Source organism: Brevibacillus sp. WF146 (genome assembly GCF_001673705.2).
In the GTDB taxonomy this organism is placed as follows: domain Bacteria; phylum Bacillota; class Bacilli; order Brevibacillales; family Brevibacillaceae; genus Brevibacillus; species Brevibacillus thermoruber.
In genome coordinates, this window is record NZ_CP109943.1 from 472,430 (window position 1) to 488,956 (window position 16,527).

General features: G+C 53.6%; 16 protein-coding genes. 13 read left to right on the plus strand and 3 right to left on the minus strand.

From position 1 onward, the window contains the following. Positions 1-106: 106 nt before the first annotated feature. From A6764_RS02410 to istB, 10 genes are all read left to right on the plus strand, one after another. Entirely contained in the window at positions 107-1,351 is a 1,245-nt protein-coding gene (locus A6764_RS02410) for an MFS transporter (RefSeq protein WP_065067456.1), read from the plus strand. A 47-nt stretch (positions 1,352-1,398) separates the two neighbouring features. Then, entirely contained in the window at positions 1,399-1,827 is a 429-nt protein-coding gene (locus A6764_RS02415) for a YwiB family protein (protein ID WP_029100423.1), read from the plus strand. A 206-nt stretch (positions 1,828-2,033) separates the two neighbouring features. After that, positions 2,034-2,429 (plus strand): hypothetical protein, encoded by a 396-nt coding sequence (locus A6764_RS02420; RefSeq protein ID WP_065068427.1) that lies wholly within the window; start codon positions 2,034-2,036, stop codon positions 2,427-2,429. 66 nt (positions 2,430-2,495) lie between these two features. After that, on the plus strand, positions 2,496-3,983 hold the full coding sequence (locus A6764_RS02425) for a sigma-54 interaction domain-containing protein (RefSeq protein WP_264622377.1): 1,488 nt from the start codon (positions 2,496-2,498) through the stop codon (positions 3,981-3,983). A gap of 168 nt (positions 3,984-4,151) precedes the next feature. Beyond that, the gene (gene ablA, locus A6764_RS02430; protein ID WP_065067455.1) at positions 4,152-5,510 is read left to right on the plus strand and encodes a lysine 2,3-aminomutase; all 1,359 of its coding nucleotides are present in this window, start codon (positions 4,152-4,154) and stop codon (positions 5,508-5,510) included. A 290-nt stretch (positions 5,511-5,800) separates the two neighbouring features. Continuing rightward, positions 5,801-7,873, plus strand: coding sequence for a heterodisulfide reductase-related iron-sulfur binding cluster (locus tag A6764_RS02435; RefSeq protein WP_065067454.1), 2,073 nt, complete (start codon positions 5,801-5,803; stop codon positions 7,871-7,873). A 618-nt stretch (positions 7,874-8,491) separates the two neighbouring features. Further along, entirely contained in the window at positions 8,492-9,754 is a 1,263-nt protein-coding gene (ltrA, locus tag A6764_RS02440) for a group II intron reverse transcriptase/maturase (protein WP_264622378.1), read from the plus strand. Between the two features lie 184 nt (positions 9,755-9,938). Continuing rightward, positions 9,939-10,454, plus strand: a complete 516-nt coding sequence (locus A6764_RS02445) for a glucosaminidase domain-containing protein (RefSeq protein ID WP_264622379.1) — start codon at positions 9,939-9,941, stop codon at positions 10,452-10,454. A gap of 89 nt (positions 10,455-10,543) precedes the next feature. Next, positions 10,544-11,767 carry an IS21 family transposase gene (gene istA / locus A6764_RS02450; protein ID WP_264622380.1) on the plus strand — a complete coding sequence of 408 codons (1,224 nt, stop codon included), beginning with the start codon at positions 10,544-10,546 and terminating at the stop codon, positions 11,765-11,767. Further along, positions 11,764-12,531 (plus strand): IS21-like element helper ATPase IstB, encoded by a 768-nt coding sequence (gene istB / locus A6764_RS02455; protein ID WP_008409491.1) that lies wholly within the window; start codon positions 11,764-11,766, stop codon positions 12,529-12,531. The genes istA and istB overlap by 4 nt, the downstream gene beginning before the upstream one ends. 81 nt (positions 12,532-12,612) lie before the next feature. Here istB and A6764_RS02460 read toward each other — a convergent pair whose 3' ends face one another. Together A6764_RS02460 and A6764_RS02465 are read right to left on the minus strand one after the other, a co-directional pair. Next, positions 12,613-13,530: an IS3 family transposase gene (locus tag A6764_RS02460; protein WP_141669828.1), complete on the minus strand. Its 918-nt coding sequence runs from the start codon at positions 13,528-13,530 to the stop codon at positions 12,613-12,615. Then, the gene (locus A6764_RS02465) at positions 13,434-13,772 is read right to left on the minus strand and encodes a helix-turn-helix domain-containing protein (RefSeq protein ID WP_065068431.1); all 339 of its coding nucleotides are present in this window, start codon (positions 13,770-13,772) and stop codon (positions 13,434-13,436) included. Before A6764_RS02465 ends, A6764_RS02460 begins: the two co-directional genes overlap by 97 nt. Positions 13,773-14,021: 249 nt before the next feature. Here A6764_RS02465 and A6764_RS02470 point away from each other — a divergent pair, with 249 nt between their 5' ends. Together A6764_RS02470 and A6764_RS02475 are read left to right on the plus strand one after the other, a co-directional pair. Next, complete coding sequence (locus A6764_RS02470) at positions 14,022-14,330, plus strand: transposase (protein ID WP_065068441.1); 309 nt, start codon at positions 14,022-14,024, stop codon at positions 14,328-14,330. After that, on the plus strand, positions 14,327-15,208 hold the full coding sequence (locus tag A6764_RS02475) for an IS3 family transposase (RefSeq protein WP_264622263.1): 882 nt from the start codon (positions 14,327-14,329) through the stop codon (positions 15,206-15,208). Before A6764_RS02470 ends, A6764_RS02475 begins: the two co-directional genes overlap by 4 nt. Positions 15,209-15,270: 62 nt before the next feature. Here the strand turns inward: A6764_RS02475 and A6764_RS02480 are convergent, their stop codons facing one another. Continuing rightward, positions 15,271-15,828, minus strand: coding sequence for a hypothetical protein (locus tag A6764_RS02480; protein WP_065067453.1), 558 nt, complete (start codon positions 15,826-15,828; stop codon positions 15,271-15,273). A gap of 165 nt (positions 15,829-15,993) precedes the next feature. Between A6764_RS02480 and A6764_RS02485 the strand changes: the two genes are divergently transcribed. Continuing rightward, positions 15,994-16,326, plus strand: coding sequence for a sigma factor-like helix-turn-helix DNA-binding protein (locus A6764_RS02485; RefSeq protein WP_065067452.1), 333 nt, complete (start codon positions 15,994-15,996; stop codon positions 16,324-16,326). The last annotated feature ends 201 nt before the right edge of the window (positions 16,327-16,527 follow it).

Genomic DNA, 16,527 nt, shown 5'->3' on the forward strand with positions numbered 1-16,527 from the left:
GAGGACGGTTTCTGGGCCTTATTATGAAACATTTTTATTTACAAAATTTAAAATATTCCGTATGATAATACCGAATCCTTGCGACATTCCAAGGGGGCCGCGTCCCATGAGAGAAGTGTTTGCCAACCGTCAGTTTCGCAAGCTGTTTTTCTCCAACCTGTTTTCCGGCTTTGGCCAGGGGATGACCATGATCGGCATTGCCTGGCATTTGGTGGAAACGACCGGGTCAGCGGAGCTGCTCGGCTCCACCATGTTCGTCTCGGCCGTGCTGATGTTTGTGGTCGGCCCGTATATCGGCACGTTGATCGACCGTTTTTCCCGCAAGCGGATGCTGCTGGCGGAGCACGCGATCGGCTTTGCCGTGCTTGCCGCCCTCGCGGTGTGGGGCTTTATCGGGCCGTACGCCGAATGGATGCTGATCGCCGTCTACCTGGTGACGACCCTGATGTTCCAGATTCACTACCCGGCGCAGTCGGCGCTTGTCCAGGAAGGGTTTGAGCCGAGGCACTACAACGACATCAACAGCCTGTTGGAGATTGAAGGACAGACGGCGTCCGTGCTGGCCGGAGGGATGGCGGGATTTTTGCTGGAGGCATACGGGCTGCATGTCGTTTTGCTGATCAACGCCTGCACGTATCTGGCTGCCTGCGGTCTCCTGTCCACCATGGCCTACACCTTTACCCTGGAGCGGGAAGCCCGGAACAACAGGGGGGTCAACTGGGTGGGCCAACTGCTCCAAAGCTGGCGTTACATTCGGGAAAAACGAGGCTTTCTCCTCTTTGGCATCGCGGCGCTGATGCCGTTTATCGCGGTGATGGCCGGCAACTTGTTGAAGCCTGTCTACGTGAATCAGACCTTGAAAGCGGACGTGACGGTGTTTTCGCTCGGGGAAACGGCATACGCCATCGGTGCGGTGGCGGCCGGGCTGCTTGTCTCCGCCGTGGCAAGGAAGTTCGGCCAACTGCTGGCGATGGTTGGCAGCACGCTGCTGTTTGCCTTCGTCATGGCGGTCATGGTGGCGCTGCCCTACGGATGGGCCCTGGTTGGCGCATACATGATATTCGGCTGGTGCAATGCTTCCGTCCGGCTGATCCGGCAGTCGCTGTACATGACGGTCGTGCCGAAGCCATTCATGGGGCGGGTCATGAGTTTTTTCAATTCCATCGGGATGATGATGCGCTTGCTGTTGATCGGCGTGTTTACGTGGATGATTGACCGGACCGGGGCCGGGATGGGGTACCTCGTGCTCGCCGGGCTGCTGCTGCTCGCCGCCGCGGGGATTGTGGGAACCATGCGCTATCTGCTGCACGACGCGGCCGGTCAGACGGCGGTTGCAACCGAAGAGCGATGAGGCGTACAATGGACGGGTACAAGCAGAACGGGAAGTGAGGACGATCCATGCAAGACGTGCACATCACCCTGACAGCCAGACAGCGCACGGGAGGAGATTGGGAGGAAACCGTCTACCGCTATGCGGGCCGATGCGTGGAAAAGACAGGCGGCTGGTATCTGACCTACAAGGAGCAGATGGAAGGGGCCGGCGAGGTGAGCACGACGCTGAAGCTGGGCGACGGGACGGTCACGCTGCTGAGGCAAGGCGACGTGCAGACGAAACAGCAGTTTCAGCAGGGCACGAGCCACCAGACGACCTACCGGAGTCCCTACGGGCTGTTTTCGATGGAGACCCACACGCGCAAACTGCGCATCCGGCACGAACAGGGAAGGCCGGCCCAGGTCTGGGTGGCCTACCAGTTGTGGCTGAACGGCCAGTACGTCGGCGAGCACGAACTGACGCTGAACGTGGAGTGGCCCTCCGCGAGCGGATGACAATCGGCGGAACCGCCCTGATGTCAGGGCGGTTTTTGTGTTGGGGTGCCGCCGCGTTCGGTGGCTGTCCGGCGGTTCTGGCCGAAACGGGCGGGCGTTGGCGCGGACGGCGGCGGGGTGTCCCCGGCGATGCGTAGGCTGTAGCCGGTCGGGGTGGTTTTTTCGTACAATAAGGGTAATTCACGGCAGGAAAGGGGAGGGGCATCATGAGGTTTGCGCTCGCAACCGGAGGCATGGCCGGCCTCGTTCTGGCCGCGTTTCTGGCTTTGGGAGACGGCCTGTTTCAAACGTCGACGCTTGCCGTCCTGATCGACGTCAGCTATGTCCCCGGCCTGGAGGGGATGCCGTCCGTTGTCGAGCTGTTGATCCACCTGTTGGTCAGCGTGGTCGTCGCGTTTTTCATGATGTACTTCTATCCCCGAATCCGCGGCGAGCGGAGGCTCAAATACCTGCTGTACTGGTTGCTCGCCTTTGCCGCGGCCTATCTGCCGTTCAGTCTGCTCAGCGGCGCCGCCATGTCGTGGGCCGCGTTTTTCCTCTGGCTGCTGGGCCATCTGCTCTACACGCTGATGATCGCGGTGCAGGTGGAACGGCAGCGGTAACTGCCGAAAATTCGGCACAGTGATGATTTTTTGGCAGCATGTTCGAAAGGAGGCTGTTTACTCCCCATGCCGATGTCCGAAACGGTGGAAATGCTGCAGGCCATCCTGGGAACGATCGATGAGGGCATCCACGTCGTCGATGCGAACGGCATCACCATTTACTACAATCACGTGGCGGCCAGACTGGACGGGCTGACGCCTGACGAAGTGCTGGGAAAGCCGCTGCTGGAGGTGTTTCCCTCGCTGGACCGCCACTCCAGCACACTGCTGAGGGTCATTGCGAGCGGCGAGCCGATCTACAACCAGCCGCAGACCTACACCAACTGGAAAGGGATGCGGGTGGAGACGGTCAACACGACGCTGCCCGTCCGGGTGGGCAAACGGCTGGTCGGGGCGGTAGAGGTGGCCAAGGATATCCGCAAGCTGAAAGAACTGTCGGAGCGGCTGCTCGACCTGCAGGCGCAGATCAGCAAGCCGAAGCGGGCCAAGCGGAGCAGGCCGGGCGAGTGGGACGGGCTCTCCTTTCAGTTTGCCGACATCCTGACGCAAAACGAGCGGATGATGCGGTTGAAAGACCGCGCGCGGAAGGCGGCCCGCACCTCGTCGCCGGTGCTGATCTACGGGGAGACGGGGACGGGGAAGGAACTGTTCGTCCAGTCGATCCACCAGGCGTCGTCCCGCAGCGGCAAGCCGTTTATCGCGCAAAACTGCGCGGCCCTGCCGGCTTCGCTGCTCGAAAGCCTGCTGTTTGGCACGACCAAGGGCAGCTTTACCGGAGCCGACGACAGACCGGGGCTGTTTGAACTGGCGGATGGCGGGACGCTGTTTCTCGACGAGTTGAACAGCATGCCTCTCGACCTGCAGGCCAAACTGCTGCGCGTGCTGCAGGACGGGCAAATCCGGCGGATCGGCAGCAGCATCGCCGCGCGTGTGAACGTGCGGGTCATCGCCGCCGTGAATGAACCGCCGCTGGCGTTGGTTCGGCGCGGCGCGCTGCGGATGGACCTGTACTACCGCATCAACGTGGTCTCCTTCGAGCTGCCGCCGCTGCGGGAGCGCAGGGAGGACGTGGATCTGCTCGTCCGCCATTTTCTCGACAAGTACAATCGCCGCTTTCAGATGCAGGTGCAGGGCATCAGTCCGGAGGTGGCCGACCTGTTCAGGCAGTACGACTGGCCCGGCAACGTCCGCGAACTGGAGCATGTGATCGAGGCGGCGATGAACATGGTGGAGGGAACGGTCATTGAACGGGAACACCTGCCGCCGCATCTGGCGGAGCGTTCGCCGGTGAACGCGACGGGCGAGAGCGGTCCGGGCGAGAGCGGTCCGGGCGAGACCGGACCGGGGGAGATCGGATCGGGCGTTCCTCCCGTCGAGGCGTGGGCGGCGGAACAGCGCACGCTGCCGGAGGTGCTGCGGGAGGTGGAGGAGCGGATGATCGCCGACGCGCTGAAGTCGACCGGCGGCAACGTGCTGAGGGCGGCCCGGCTCTTGGGCATTCCCCGGCAGACCCTTCAGTACAAGCTCTCGCAGCGGGGAGCGGGCGAACGGTAAGTGCCGGATTTTCGGCAGCACAAACCCTCCCGCAGATGGAGAAAACGCCTGTTGTCGCTTTGTTTTCTATATTCAAAATCTTTTGATTTGGTTGGCATGAGTGTTGCATCCCTCTGTTGGAGAGGAATACACGCGTTTCTTCACACAACGCAAAGGGGGATGACAAGGATGACCGTAGCGGCCAAACGCGACTGGCGCCAGATTGAACTGTGGAAAGACGTCACCGAGGAACAGTGGAACGACTGGATGTGGCAGCTCACCCACACCATTCGGACCGTGGATGAGTTGAAACAGGTGATTAACCTGACACCGGAGGAGGAAGAGGGCGTACGCATTTCCAACCAGACCATCCCGCTCAACATCACGCCCTATTACGCCATGCTGATGGACCCGGACGATCCGAAAGATCCGGTCCGCATGCAGTCCGTTCCGCTTTCCACTGAAATGGTTCGGACCAAATACGACATGGAAGACCCGCTGCACGAGGACACTGATTCGCCGGTGCCGGGCCTGACGCACCGCTACCCGGACAGGGTGCTGTTTTTGGTCACCAACCAGTGCTCGATGTACTGTCGTTACTGTACGCGCCGCCGCTTCTCCGGCCAGATCGGCATGGGCGTGCCGAAAAAGCAGCTCGACGCCTGTATCGACTACATCCGCCGCACGCCGGAAGTGCGCGACGTGCTCCTCTCCGGGGGCGACGGCCTGCTGATCAACGACCGCATCCTGGAGTACATCCTGAGCAACCTGCGGGCCATCCCGCACGTGGAGATCATCCGCATCGGCACGCGCGCTCCGGTGGTATTCCCGCAGCGGATCACGGAAAACCTGTGCAGCATCCTGAAAAAATACCATCCCGTATGGCTCAACACGCACTTTAACCACCCGAAGGAGATAACCCCGGAAGCGAAGCAGGCCTGCGAGATGCTGGCCAACGCCGGCGTGCCGCTCGGCAACCAGGCGGTCATCCTGGCGGGCATCAACGACTGTCCCAATACGATGAAAAAGCTGGTGCACGAGCTGGTCAAGATTCGCGTCCGGCCGTACTACATCTACCAGTGCGACCTGTCCGAAGGGATCGGCCACTTCCGCGCGCCGGTCAGCAAAGGGATCGAGATCATCGAACACCTGCGCGGCCATACCTCCGGCTATGCGGTGCCGACGTTCGTGGTGGACGCTCCGCACGGCGGCGGCAAGATTCCCGTCATGCCCAACTACATCATTTCGCAGTCGGCCGACAAAGTGGTGCTGCGCAACTTTGAGGGCGTGATCACCTCGTATCCGGAGCCGAAAAACTACCATGCCCACGACGAGGAGAACTGTGAGTACTGCCGGGCGGCCAAGGGCAAAGCCGTCGGCATCGCCGCGCTGATGAAGGACGAAGCCGACAACCTGGAGCCGGCCGACCTGCCGCGCAACAAGCGGATCAAGGCGACCAAGGTCAAATCGCTGGCGGACATCCGGCAGGAACAAAAAGCAAAGAAAGAGCAGGGGGAACAGGAACACAAAGAGGTGTCCGGCAAATAGGCCGGATGGACCGCAGGGCTGACAAGGCCGCCGGGGAAACCAGGGACTGCTGGCATACCCCGGCGGCTGTTTGCGTGGGGGAGATTTGCAGGTGACGAAGCGGACCAATCTGTGTTAAGATCAGGGCATACGATTCTGAACGAACGCTCAGTCTGGACAGGCTGCCGCGGTTCGACAAGCGCGTTTGTGCAGGAATCAACATAATGAGTGAATAGTCATTCATTTTTTCTTTCGATTCTGATAAGATAGAAAACAACGGACGAACATGGAAAAAGGGGGAGCTGAACACCTTGCTGGCCTTGCTCAATCTGATCGCGTTTTTCCTGGTGCTCGCTTACGGTCTGTACCTGGTCTGCCACGTCCTGTACAGCCGGTATCTGTTTATCAAACTGGGCAAAAAGCCGGACGTCAAGGACGACTTCGGCACGCGCCTCAATCTGCTGCTGGAAAACGTCGTCTTTCACAAAAAGCTGTTGAAGGACAAAAAGAGCGGCATCATGCACGTCGTCATGTTTTACGGCTTCATTATCCTGCAGTTTGGCGCCATCGAACTGATCGTCAAAGGACTGGTGAAGGGCTTTGAACTGCCATTTGGCAGCGCTCACAAGTACTTCAGCCTGATGCAGGAGATCACCGTCTTTCTGATTCTCGTGGCGGTCGGCTTCGCGTTCTACCGCCGGTACATCGAAAAGCTGAAGCGGCTGAAGCGCGGCTTCAAATCGGGACTGGTGCTGCTGTTCATCTCCACGCTGATGGCGACCGTTTTGCTGTCGCTCGCGTTTGAGCAGCTCTGGCTGGGGCACGAGCCGTCCGGCTACGCGCCGATTTCGTCGTTGATCGCGATGGCGTTCGCCGGCATCTCCGACACGGCGGCGGCCGCGCTGTTCTACGTGTTCTGGTGGCTGCACCTGCTGATCCTGCTGGCATTCGCCGTGTACGTGCCGCAGTCCAAGCACGCTCACCTGATTTTTGCGCCCGTCAACGTCTGGTTCAAAAAACTGGACCCGCCCGGCAAGCTGTCCAGCATCGACTTTGAAGACGAGACGCAGGAAGTGTTCGGCGTCGGCCGGATCGAGGATTTCACCCAGACGCAGTTGATCGACCTGTACGCCTGTGTGGAGTGCGGCCGCTGCACAAACATGTGTCCCGCCTCCGGCACCGGCAAGATGCTCTCCCCGATGGATTTGATCACCAAGATGCGCGATCATTTGACAGAAAAAGGGGCGGCGATCACGTCCCGCACACCGTGGATGCCGAGCTTCGCCTTTGCCGGCACGACCGCCAACCAACTGGCGCTGCAGGCGTCGGAAGTGGCGGCGGCGGCCGAGGGAGCGGCGGCGGTCGCCTACGAGAAAAACCTGATCGGCGACGTGATTACCGAGCAGGAGCTGTGGGCCTGCACCACTTGCCGAAACTGTGAGGACCAGTGCCCGGTGATGAACGAGCATGTGGACAAAATCATCGACATGCGCCGCTACCTGGTGATGACCGAGGGCAGCATGCCGCAGGAGGCGCAGCGGGCGCTGAACAACATCGAGCGGCAGGGCAACCCGTGGGGCATCAACCGCAAGGACCGCCTGAAGTGGATCGAAGGGCTGAACGGCCAGTACGACGTGCCGACCGTGCAGCAGGTGGAGGAATTCGAGTACCTGTTCTGGGTCGGCTCGATGGGCTCGTTTGACAACCGCAGCCAGAAGATTACGCAGGCGTTTGTCAAGCTGATGCACGAAGCCGGGGTGACCTTTGCCATTCTCGGCAGCGAGGAGAAAAACTCCGGCGACACAGCCCGCCGCATCGGCAACGAGTTTCTGTTCCAGCAGCTCGCGCAGGAGAACATCGCACTGTTCCAGGCTTACGGCGTGAAGAAGATCGTCACCTGCGACCCGCACGCCTACAACACCTTTAAAAACGAGTACCCCGAGTTCGGCCTGGAGGCGGAAGTGTATCACCACTCCGAGCTGCTCGCCCAGTGGGTCAAGGAAGGGCGCCTGAAGCCGACCAAGGAAGTGAAGGAGCGCATCACCTACCACGACTCCTGTTACCTGGGCCGCTACAACGAGATCTACGACAAGCCGCGTCAGATCCTGACGGCGATCCCGGGCGTGGAGATCGTGGAAATGAAGCGCAGCGGCTGCGACAGCATGTGCTGCGGTGCCGGCGGCGGCCTGATGTGGATGGAGGAGCACGAAGGCACCCGCATCAACGTGGCCCGCACCGAGCAGGCGCTGGAAGTAAATCCGACGGCCATTGCCAGCGCGTGTCCGTACTGTTTGACGATGATGAGCGACGGCGTCAAGATGAAAGAGATGGAGGATCAGGTCAAAACCCGCGACATTGCGGAGATTCTCGCCGATGCCTTGTGATTTCGAAGGGAAGAGTTTTTGGTATGCCAATCCCTGCCCTGTCAAAAGGGCGGGGATTTTTTGTGGTGCGCCCGGCATGGGCGGTAGCTATAGGGTGAAAGTCCCGAACGGGGGTTGGCTGTACCAACCGTTAGCCTAAGGCAAGGGTGTCCGCCGCGAGGCGGAATCTGAAGGAAGCCGGCGGCAAAGTCCCGACCTGAGGTACACGAACCCGATTTGAGGCTGTTGTACTTGGGCGAGCCTGCCGCACAAGGTGAAGCCCCATACAGCCAAAGGGTACAACAGTAAATTGGGCAGGTACATGGGACGAAGGCTACCGCTCTTACCCGGGGAGGTCTGCATGGTACGCCTACTATCGTTGGCAACCGCCTCCGTGAGGGGGCGTTGAACATGCAGAAGTCAGCAGAGGCCATAGTACCCCAATCGGGGACGCCTGAGGGGGAAGGGCCGAACATCAAGTCAGCATATGTCCCAACCTCTTTCGATACGGTGTGTCGAAGCAGAATTCAGAACTGGAACTTCCTCTGGAGAGTAGGGGTGAAGCCCCGAGGGTACAGAGAAGGGCTGAGCATCGTACGGCAAGCTTGGCGACATGTGCGCGGAGGAAGGAGTATCGTTATGGATCTGCTGGAGAAGGTTCTGTCTCGGGACAACCTCACGGCCGCCCTCAAACGAGTGGAAGCCAACAAAGGCGCTGCGGGAGTCGACGGTGTTTCAACTGAACAACTGCGCGACTACCTTCGCCTGCACTGGGCGACCATCCGGTCGCAAATCGAGACGGAAACCTACAAACCGACTCCTGTTCGCAGGGTCGAAATCCCGAAACCTGACGGGGGAATACGGTTGCTAGGCATCCCTACCGTGGTAGATCGCTTCATCCAGCAGGCCATCCTGCAGGTATTGACTCCCATCTTTGACCCAGAATTCTCCGATTCAAGCCTCGGATTCCGCCCGGGTCGCCGCGCTCACAATGCTGTGCAGAGAGCGCAACAGTACATCAAGGAAGGATTCCGGTATGTGGTCGACATCGACCTGGAGAAGTTCTTCGACCGGGTCAACCATGACATCCTGATGAGCCGGGTAGCCCGCAAGGTGAAGGACAAGCGTCTCCTTAAACTAATCCGCGCTTACCTGCAATCCGGAGTTATGGTCAACGGAGTGTGCGTCTCAACGGAAGAGGGTACACCGCAAGGTGGCCCCCTGAGTCCGTTGTTGGCCAACATTCTGCTGGACGACTTGGACAAGGAACTGGAAAGGAGGGGACACCGTTTCTGCCGCTATGCGGACGACTGCAACATCTATGTCCGCACCAAACGCGCGGGGGAACGGGTAAAGGCGAGCGTGGAGCGATACTTGACCAGGGTGCTCAAACTCAAGATAAACCAACAGAAAAGTGCGGTAGATCGGCCGTGCAATCGAAAGTTCCTCGGCTTTAGCTTTGCTCCGGGAAAAGAGGCACGGATACGCCTGCATCCCAAATCGATCATCCGGTTAAAAGAACGAATTCGCCAACTGACCAACCCGCATTGGAGCATCCCTATACAGGAGCGAATTCAAAAACTCAACCAATACCTCATGGGATGGATCGGATATTTTGCGTTGGCTGAGGCGAAAACCCACCTCCTGCGGATTGAGGAATGGATTCGCCGAAGGCTCCGTCTCTGCCTGTGGACGCAATGGAAACGAATCCGTACGCGATACCGCGAACTTCGTTCCCTCGGTCTTCCCCACAGCAAAGCACTGGAGATTGCAAATACCCGCAAGGGTGCATGGCGAACAAGCAAATCTCCGCACATTCACAAAGCCCTTGGTATTACCTACTGGCAACAACAAGGGCTCATGAGTTTGGTGCAGCGATATTTCGCACTTCGTCAAGCTTGATGAACCGCCGTATACCGGACGGTATGTACGGTGGTGTGAGAGGACGGGGGTTAGTCGCCCCCTCCTACTCGATCATAAAACGCAATAATTGGGGGTATCATTCGTTCCTCTTTTTTACCTAGTAAGTGAAAACGACAATGACCGGTCTAAAGTCGTTTATCTACTTGCTAAAGGAGAGAATATTATGGCGTTGATACCAATTCCAACAGAACCTGTTAAAGTTGATGGTGTTCGAGATACGTATGTAGACTTGAATCCAAATACCGATCCCAATGATAAAGTACAAGCTTTCGTTGATGCGTTCAAACGAGTTGCCGAAGATGCTAGCGATGAATGCTATGGCTTGCCTGTTGAGGTAATCCTCGCTATGTGGGGGGGAGAATCAGGATGGGGTACTAGTAAAACACAACGAAACAATCAAAATTGGTCAAACATGAAATATGTAAGTAGTTCCAATCCACCTGGAAACTATGGCAAAGGAGAAGGCGGATGGGCTGCTTTTATCGGTCGCAGTACCCATGCTAACTCCTTTGGGCGGTTCTTTAAAGAAAATAACCGATACTCTGCGTTAATCAATTATTTGAAAAGCACAAACAACCCCAGTTCAGAAAAATGCATACGATACATCGCGGATGCCGGGTATGGCGGCTCCGACCATGATCAATACTATGATGAAGTGTCACCGCCGGGATATAATTGACCCAGGTTCGCCGGAAAGAAAATGACCCACCCATAGCGAATATATCCCCTTCGTAATTAACGGCCAAGTTAATCTTCGGAGGGAGACACATGCTAAGGAGTGGGATAGTGATATCGTTACATACCATGAGGGCAGAAGGCAAGAGTATTCGTGAAATTGCCCGTCTAACGGGGCATTCTCGAAATACAGTTCGCCGATATCTCCGGGGTGAATTCTCCCCCGAAAAGGGAACCCGTAAATCTCGTGGTTCCAAGCTTGATCCGTATAAACCGTTCCTGCAGGAACGTCTTCAAGAAGGTATCTATAACTGCGAGGTTTTATTCGATCTTCTACGAGAAAAGGGGTATACCGGGGGACGTACCATCTTGAAAGACTATGTGAAGGAGTTCCGTCCTCCCAAACAAGTTCCCGCTGTTCTTCGTTACGAGACGACCCCTGGTGAATACGCACAGGTCGACTGGGGACTGTGTGATTACGTAGATTTGGACGGTACAGTCCGAAAAGTGCCGGTATTTGTCATGGTATTGGGGTACTCTCGTTCCACCTATATAGAGTTCACTAAGCGTTGTGACATTCACAGCTTTCTTCGTTGCTTGATTCATGCTTTTGAATATTTTGGGGGCATCCCAAAGGTAATGCTGACCGACCAGATGAAAACCGTCGTACTGGGCATGGGAGATGATCGAAAACCTCGCTGGCATCCGCTTTTTGCCGACTTTGCTGCAGCGATTGGGCTTGTTCCAAAAGTATGCAAAGTTCGACGCCCCGAAACAAAGGGAAAAGTGGAACGAGGCGTTCAATACGTAAAAAACAACTTTCTTCCTGGCAAACGCTTCGTTGATTTACAGGATCTCAATCAACAAGCCCTACACTGGTGCGAGCGGATTAACCGCCGTATTCATGGAACAACCGGCGAACGTCCCATCGACCGACTCCGTGAGGAAAATCTGTCGCCTATCCCTTCAGCTGAACGATGGGAAAAATACTTGCATGAACCGAGACAGGTCAGCCGAGACGGATTTGTTAGCTACGATGGTGTACGATATGGGGTTCCATGGAGGTACAGTGGACGTGAGGGTACCGTGCGAGAAGTGAATGGGTGGGTGGAAATCTGGGCCGACGGCACATGTATTGCTCGACACCAAAAGGTCTATCGATCCCGTGCAACTGTTTTTTGTGAAAACCAGTATGCAGGTCTTACGACTGCTCAAGGATATGCCTATCCACGTCCGCAAGCCCGACAGATTTCATCGCAGCAAGTGGAAGTGCGTTCGCTGGATGTCTATGAGCAGCTGACGGGGGTGGGAGCATGATCGAACTGGAACAGGCACGGCTACGTCTTGAGGAACTTGGGCTTCAGCAAGCGGCTCTACTCTTGGATGCCCATTTGGAAGCGGCAAGTCATGGACAGCCCACCTATCTGTCCTTTCTCAACATGCTTCTAGATGCAGAGATAGCGGAACGTCAAAAACGGAATATGGAGGTACGCACCAAACTCGCACACTTGCCTTACCGAAAAACGCTGGAGGAGTTCGATTTTGCTTTCCAACCCAGCATTGACGAACGGTTGATTCGAGAGCTGGCCACGATGACTTTTGTAACCCGACACGAGAATGTCTTGTTCTTAGGGCCTCCCGGAGTAGGAAAAAGTCATCTGGCGGTGGCGTTGGCTGTAGAAGCCATCTCGCAAGGGATATCCGTTTACTTTGTCAGTCTCTCGCAACTCATCGAAGATCTGCGAAAAGCTTACACGGAAAACAGGCTGGATAAACGCCTACGCATCTATATTCGACCAAAGCTCCTGATTATTGACGAAATTGGTTACTTACCGTTTGACAGTTTGGCAGCTAACCTCTTTTTCCAGGTAGTAAGTGCAAGATACGAGAGAGGGAGTATTCTGTTGACCAGCAACAAGAGTTTCGGTGAATGGGGGGAACTGATGGGCGATCCGATACTTGCTACGGCTATCCTGGATCGGCTCTTACACCATTCCCACATCGTCAATATTAGGGGGAATAGTTACCGACTTCGTGAGAAGATGAGGACTGGAGCCTACGGCTCCCCCTCTACCACCTAACCAACAAAAAATCGCCGGGTGGGTCAATTCTAAACCGGCGTGATCTGACCCCCATTTTGTGGACTGATTGATTTTGACCCATCAGGCACTTTGGAGGAAAAGGTTTCGGAATTCGCTTGGCGACATGCCGTTCAATCGCATTTGTGGCCTTTCGTGGTTATAAAATTCAATATACTTCTTGATTGCTGTTCCCACATCGACGGCTTCATCAAACAAATGCGGGCGCAGTTCTGCTTTCAAGTGGCCGAAAAAGGATTCGATGCAGGCATTATCCAGACAATTCCCTTTTCGAGACATACTCTGAATAATCCCATGCTTTCGCAGCAAGCGGTAATATGCTTTTGTTGTGTAATGCATTCCTTGATCACTGTGAATCAGCAGTTGATGCGTCGAACGGTTTTGGACGGCCTCTTGTACCGTCTCTAGCACAAACTGGACGTCAAGACTGTCACTTAAGCGGTATGAGACCACTTCATTGTTGAAAAGGTCCAAGATGACGGAAAGAAAATATCGTTTTTTTCCAGCTTGCAAATACGTGATGTCAGTAACCCACTTTTGATTGGGATGAGCTGCTTGAAAATGCCGATCCAGAAGATTGGGCGCCAGGGTATGTCTTTTGTATTGAATCCGTGGATAACGTCTACGCCGTATGATCGCCTGCATGTTCATTTGCTTCATCAGCCGATACACACGCTTACGATTGAGATGCAAACCGTATTTTGTGAGCAGTATAGCCTTCATACGACGATAACCATAAATGCCGCCCAGTCTTCGATGCTCAAAGGATATGATTTCACAAACAGCAGCATCTTTTTGCTTTATCCCAGTTTTAAGCCATTTATAATAGCTGCTCCTGGCAATTCCTGCGGCAGCGCACAGCAAAGATACGGGGAATTGGCTGCTTAGTGCTTGAATAACGGCGTATTTTCCGTGTCTGGAGCATCTCTCCTTTCGGTTTTCAATAACTTTTTTAAAAATGCATTTTGAGCTCGTAGCCACTTGTTTTCCTGTTCCAAAGTGAGATTAGAAGGGATTTTTGACAAAGCCTTTTTAAGCCCCTGTCCTCTCCGGTCTTTCAATCCTTCTACTCCATGGATTTTGTATGCATGTACCCAATTTTTCACGTTAGAGTGAGTTTTAAAGCCAAACCGTTTGGCTGCCTCTCGATAGGACAAACCTTCTTCCAATATAGATTTTACAACTTCCAGCTTACATTCAATCGTATGATTTTCATAAGTCATTATCGCTCACTCCCCTTTAAGTCGAAATTCGACCAAATGGGTCAATTTCCTCTGTCTACCATTTGGGGAGCAGTTCAGCGATGGTGGGTCAAAATAAAGTCGGCGTTGACATGAAGTAATGGGTTATCTGGAAACACTCCGCAGACGAAGCAATCTGTAGTTTGGAAAGAAGCACCATGTATGGTATTATCCCCTTTGAGTAGACAGTAAAAAGCAAGTCCCTTACTGTTAACTCGGAGGGGATTTTCTATGGGGAAAATACGCAAGACGTATCCAATTGAAATAAAGAGAAAAGCGGTACATTTATACCTTGATGGCGACAAAAGTTATAAAACCATCGCAAAGGAACTTGGCATCTCAGATAAAAACATTGTGATGAGATGGGTCAAGCATTTTGAGAATGAAGGGATGAAGGGACTCGAAGAAAAACGAGGGAAAGCGGTTGGACCGAGGAAAGGAAGGCCGAGAAAATGTCTTTTCACCCTAGAAGAGGAAAACTTGAGATTGCGAGCTGAGAATGAATATCTAAAAAAGTGGCTCGGACTCGAAAGGCGGTGAAGAAGCAAAAAGAACAATCAAAATCTTACTCCATCATCCATGAAATGATGGGAACATACTCCGTTTCCTTGCTGTGCTCGGTATCCGGTGTATCACGGAGTGGCTTTTACAAGTGGGTAAAACAGCAGCAAAATCCGTCTCGAAAAATGGTGGAAGACGAGAAATTGAAAGAAATGATTAGGGAATGCCATCAAGAAGTAAACGGCATTTACGGGTACCCGCGAGTAACGGTTTGGCTAACTCAAAGATATGGTATACACGTAAATCGTAAGCGTGTGTATCGACTCATGAAGGAAATGGGGATCCAGGCACGTATTCGCAGGAAACGGAAATTCTTTGGCCGCAAAGAGCAAGTTGTCATTTCCGAAAACAAACTGAACCGTGATTTTATCGCTTCCCGTCCTAACGAAAAATGGGTTACAGATATTACCTATCTGATCTTCAATGGACGTCGACTCTATCTCTCCGTCATTTACGACCTTTTCAACAACGAAGTCGTCGCCTACAGGATAAGTAAACGGAATGACATACGGCTTGTCATGGACACGGTAAAGGCAGCCATAAAAAAAGGAGATGTGAGTGGAGTTCTGTTGCATAGCGACCAAGGATTCCAGTACACATCCCGACAATATCATAACCTACTCAAACAATATAACATTACCGCAAGTATGTCCAGAAAGGGAAATTGTCTGGACAACGCTTGTATGGAGAGTTTTTTCAGCCATCTGAAATCAGAATGCATGTATTTGCACAACTTCAAGACGGATGAAGAAGTACATCACGCTGTTGATCGCTATATTCGTTTTTACAATCACAAACGTTTTCAATCCCGGTTACATAACCTGAGCCCGGTACAATACCGAGCTCAGGCATCTTGAACTAGGGCTTGTTTAAAGTCTGTCTACTTGACAGGGGTAATACCATATATGGTGCTTCTTTGTTATAGTCCCGTGTGTAGAGCTAAATATAAATCAATATCCTTTTTTACCCAGTCGCCATAATCTTTTACCTGATAAATCTTCCATTCATCCAGATTATGCGGATCTTGCACACCGACAAAGGCGTCGGTTGGATTTTGCGGATCAAGATAAATCACGATATCCTTTCTAGGAAATTCATTGACTCCACTTTCCGGAATGAAGGGCTTCTGGACAATTCTTATGTACGTATCGTCATATTGACTTGTTCCTTCTTCCAGTTTTTCTTGAAGGAATGGCAGTTCTCGCTCGTTTGTTACCCCCAATTCCTCGCCGACTCTTCGATAAGCAAACCTGTAGAAATCTTCGGCATTTACAAGAATTCCCATGCAGCGCCAAGGTTTCTCGAAAACAAAACGATCATGCCCTCTTTGCACCACAAGCTTTTCCACTTCAGCGGCTTGTGAATCCTCAGACTGTGGTGCCGGTACCTGTTCATGATGATGTTCTCCCTGGGAAGAAACGGCACTGCACCCACTTGCGATCCCGAGCAAAATGAGTAAAAGAATACATTTTTTCATGTATGCGGCACACCTTTCCATCGGCCTTTGTTTAGATACTATATTGGACGAGCAAAATTCCAATAAGTTTCATATTTGGAAAAACGCACATCTATCATGCGGAAACATTCACAAAAACGGATGTTTTACTGACAGGAAATTTACCTAGAGAGTAGGGGGGATTCGATGGAAAATCAGTCTATGATTCATAACTATCGTCAAATGTTAAAACGGATTGCATGGAGATTGCAGTACCAAGCAAAAAAAGTTGCTCGTCATGAAAGCGTGTTTGAGGATGTATGGACAAAAGAACAAATGGGGTACGTAGATTCAGACCTTTTTGTTAAGGAGTTACTCAGTAGCCTTCCTGATCGAGGACGTTTTATCCTTCAAAAGGTGGTGATTGAAGGCATACCTGAAAGAGAAGTGGCGAAGCAACTTAACATTTCACAGAAACGGGTCAATGTTTGTAAAACAAAGTTTTTACAGCAACTTCGTCAAAAACTCATTTCTGATTGAATGCAATGCATTAAGGAACAAACAGCCCCTTGGGTTTTGCGCTCCCATACATCGTCAGAAAGGTAAGCAGGATACCCGTCCAGTGACGAATGGTTGCCTGACTGACAAGAAAAGTCAGGCGTCCTTTTTTTCGTATTTCATTGACTATTCTGACGGGAGACGGCAAAATGAAGGTAAGCAAAAGTGAGCGATCGCTCGATC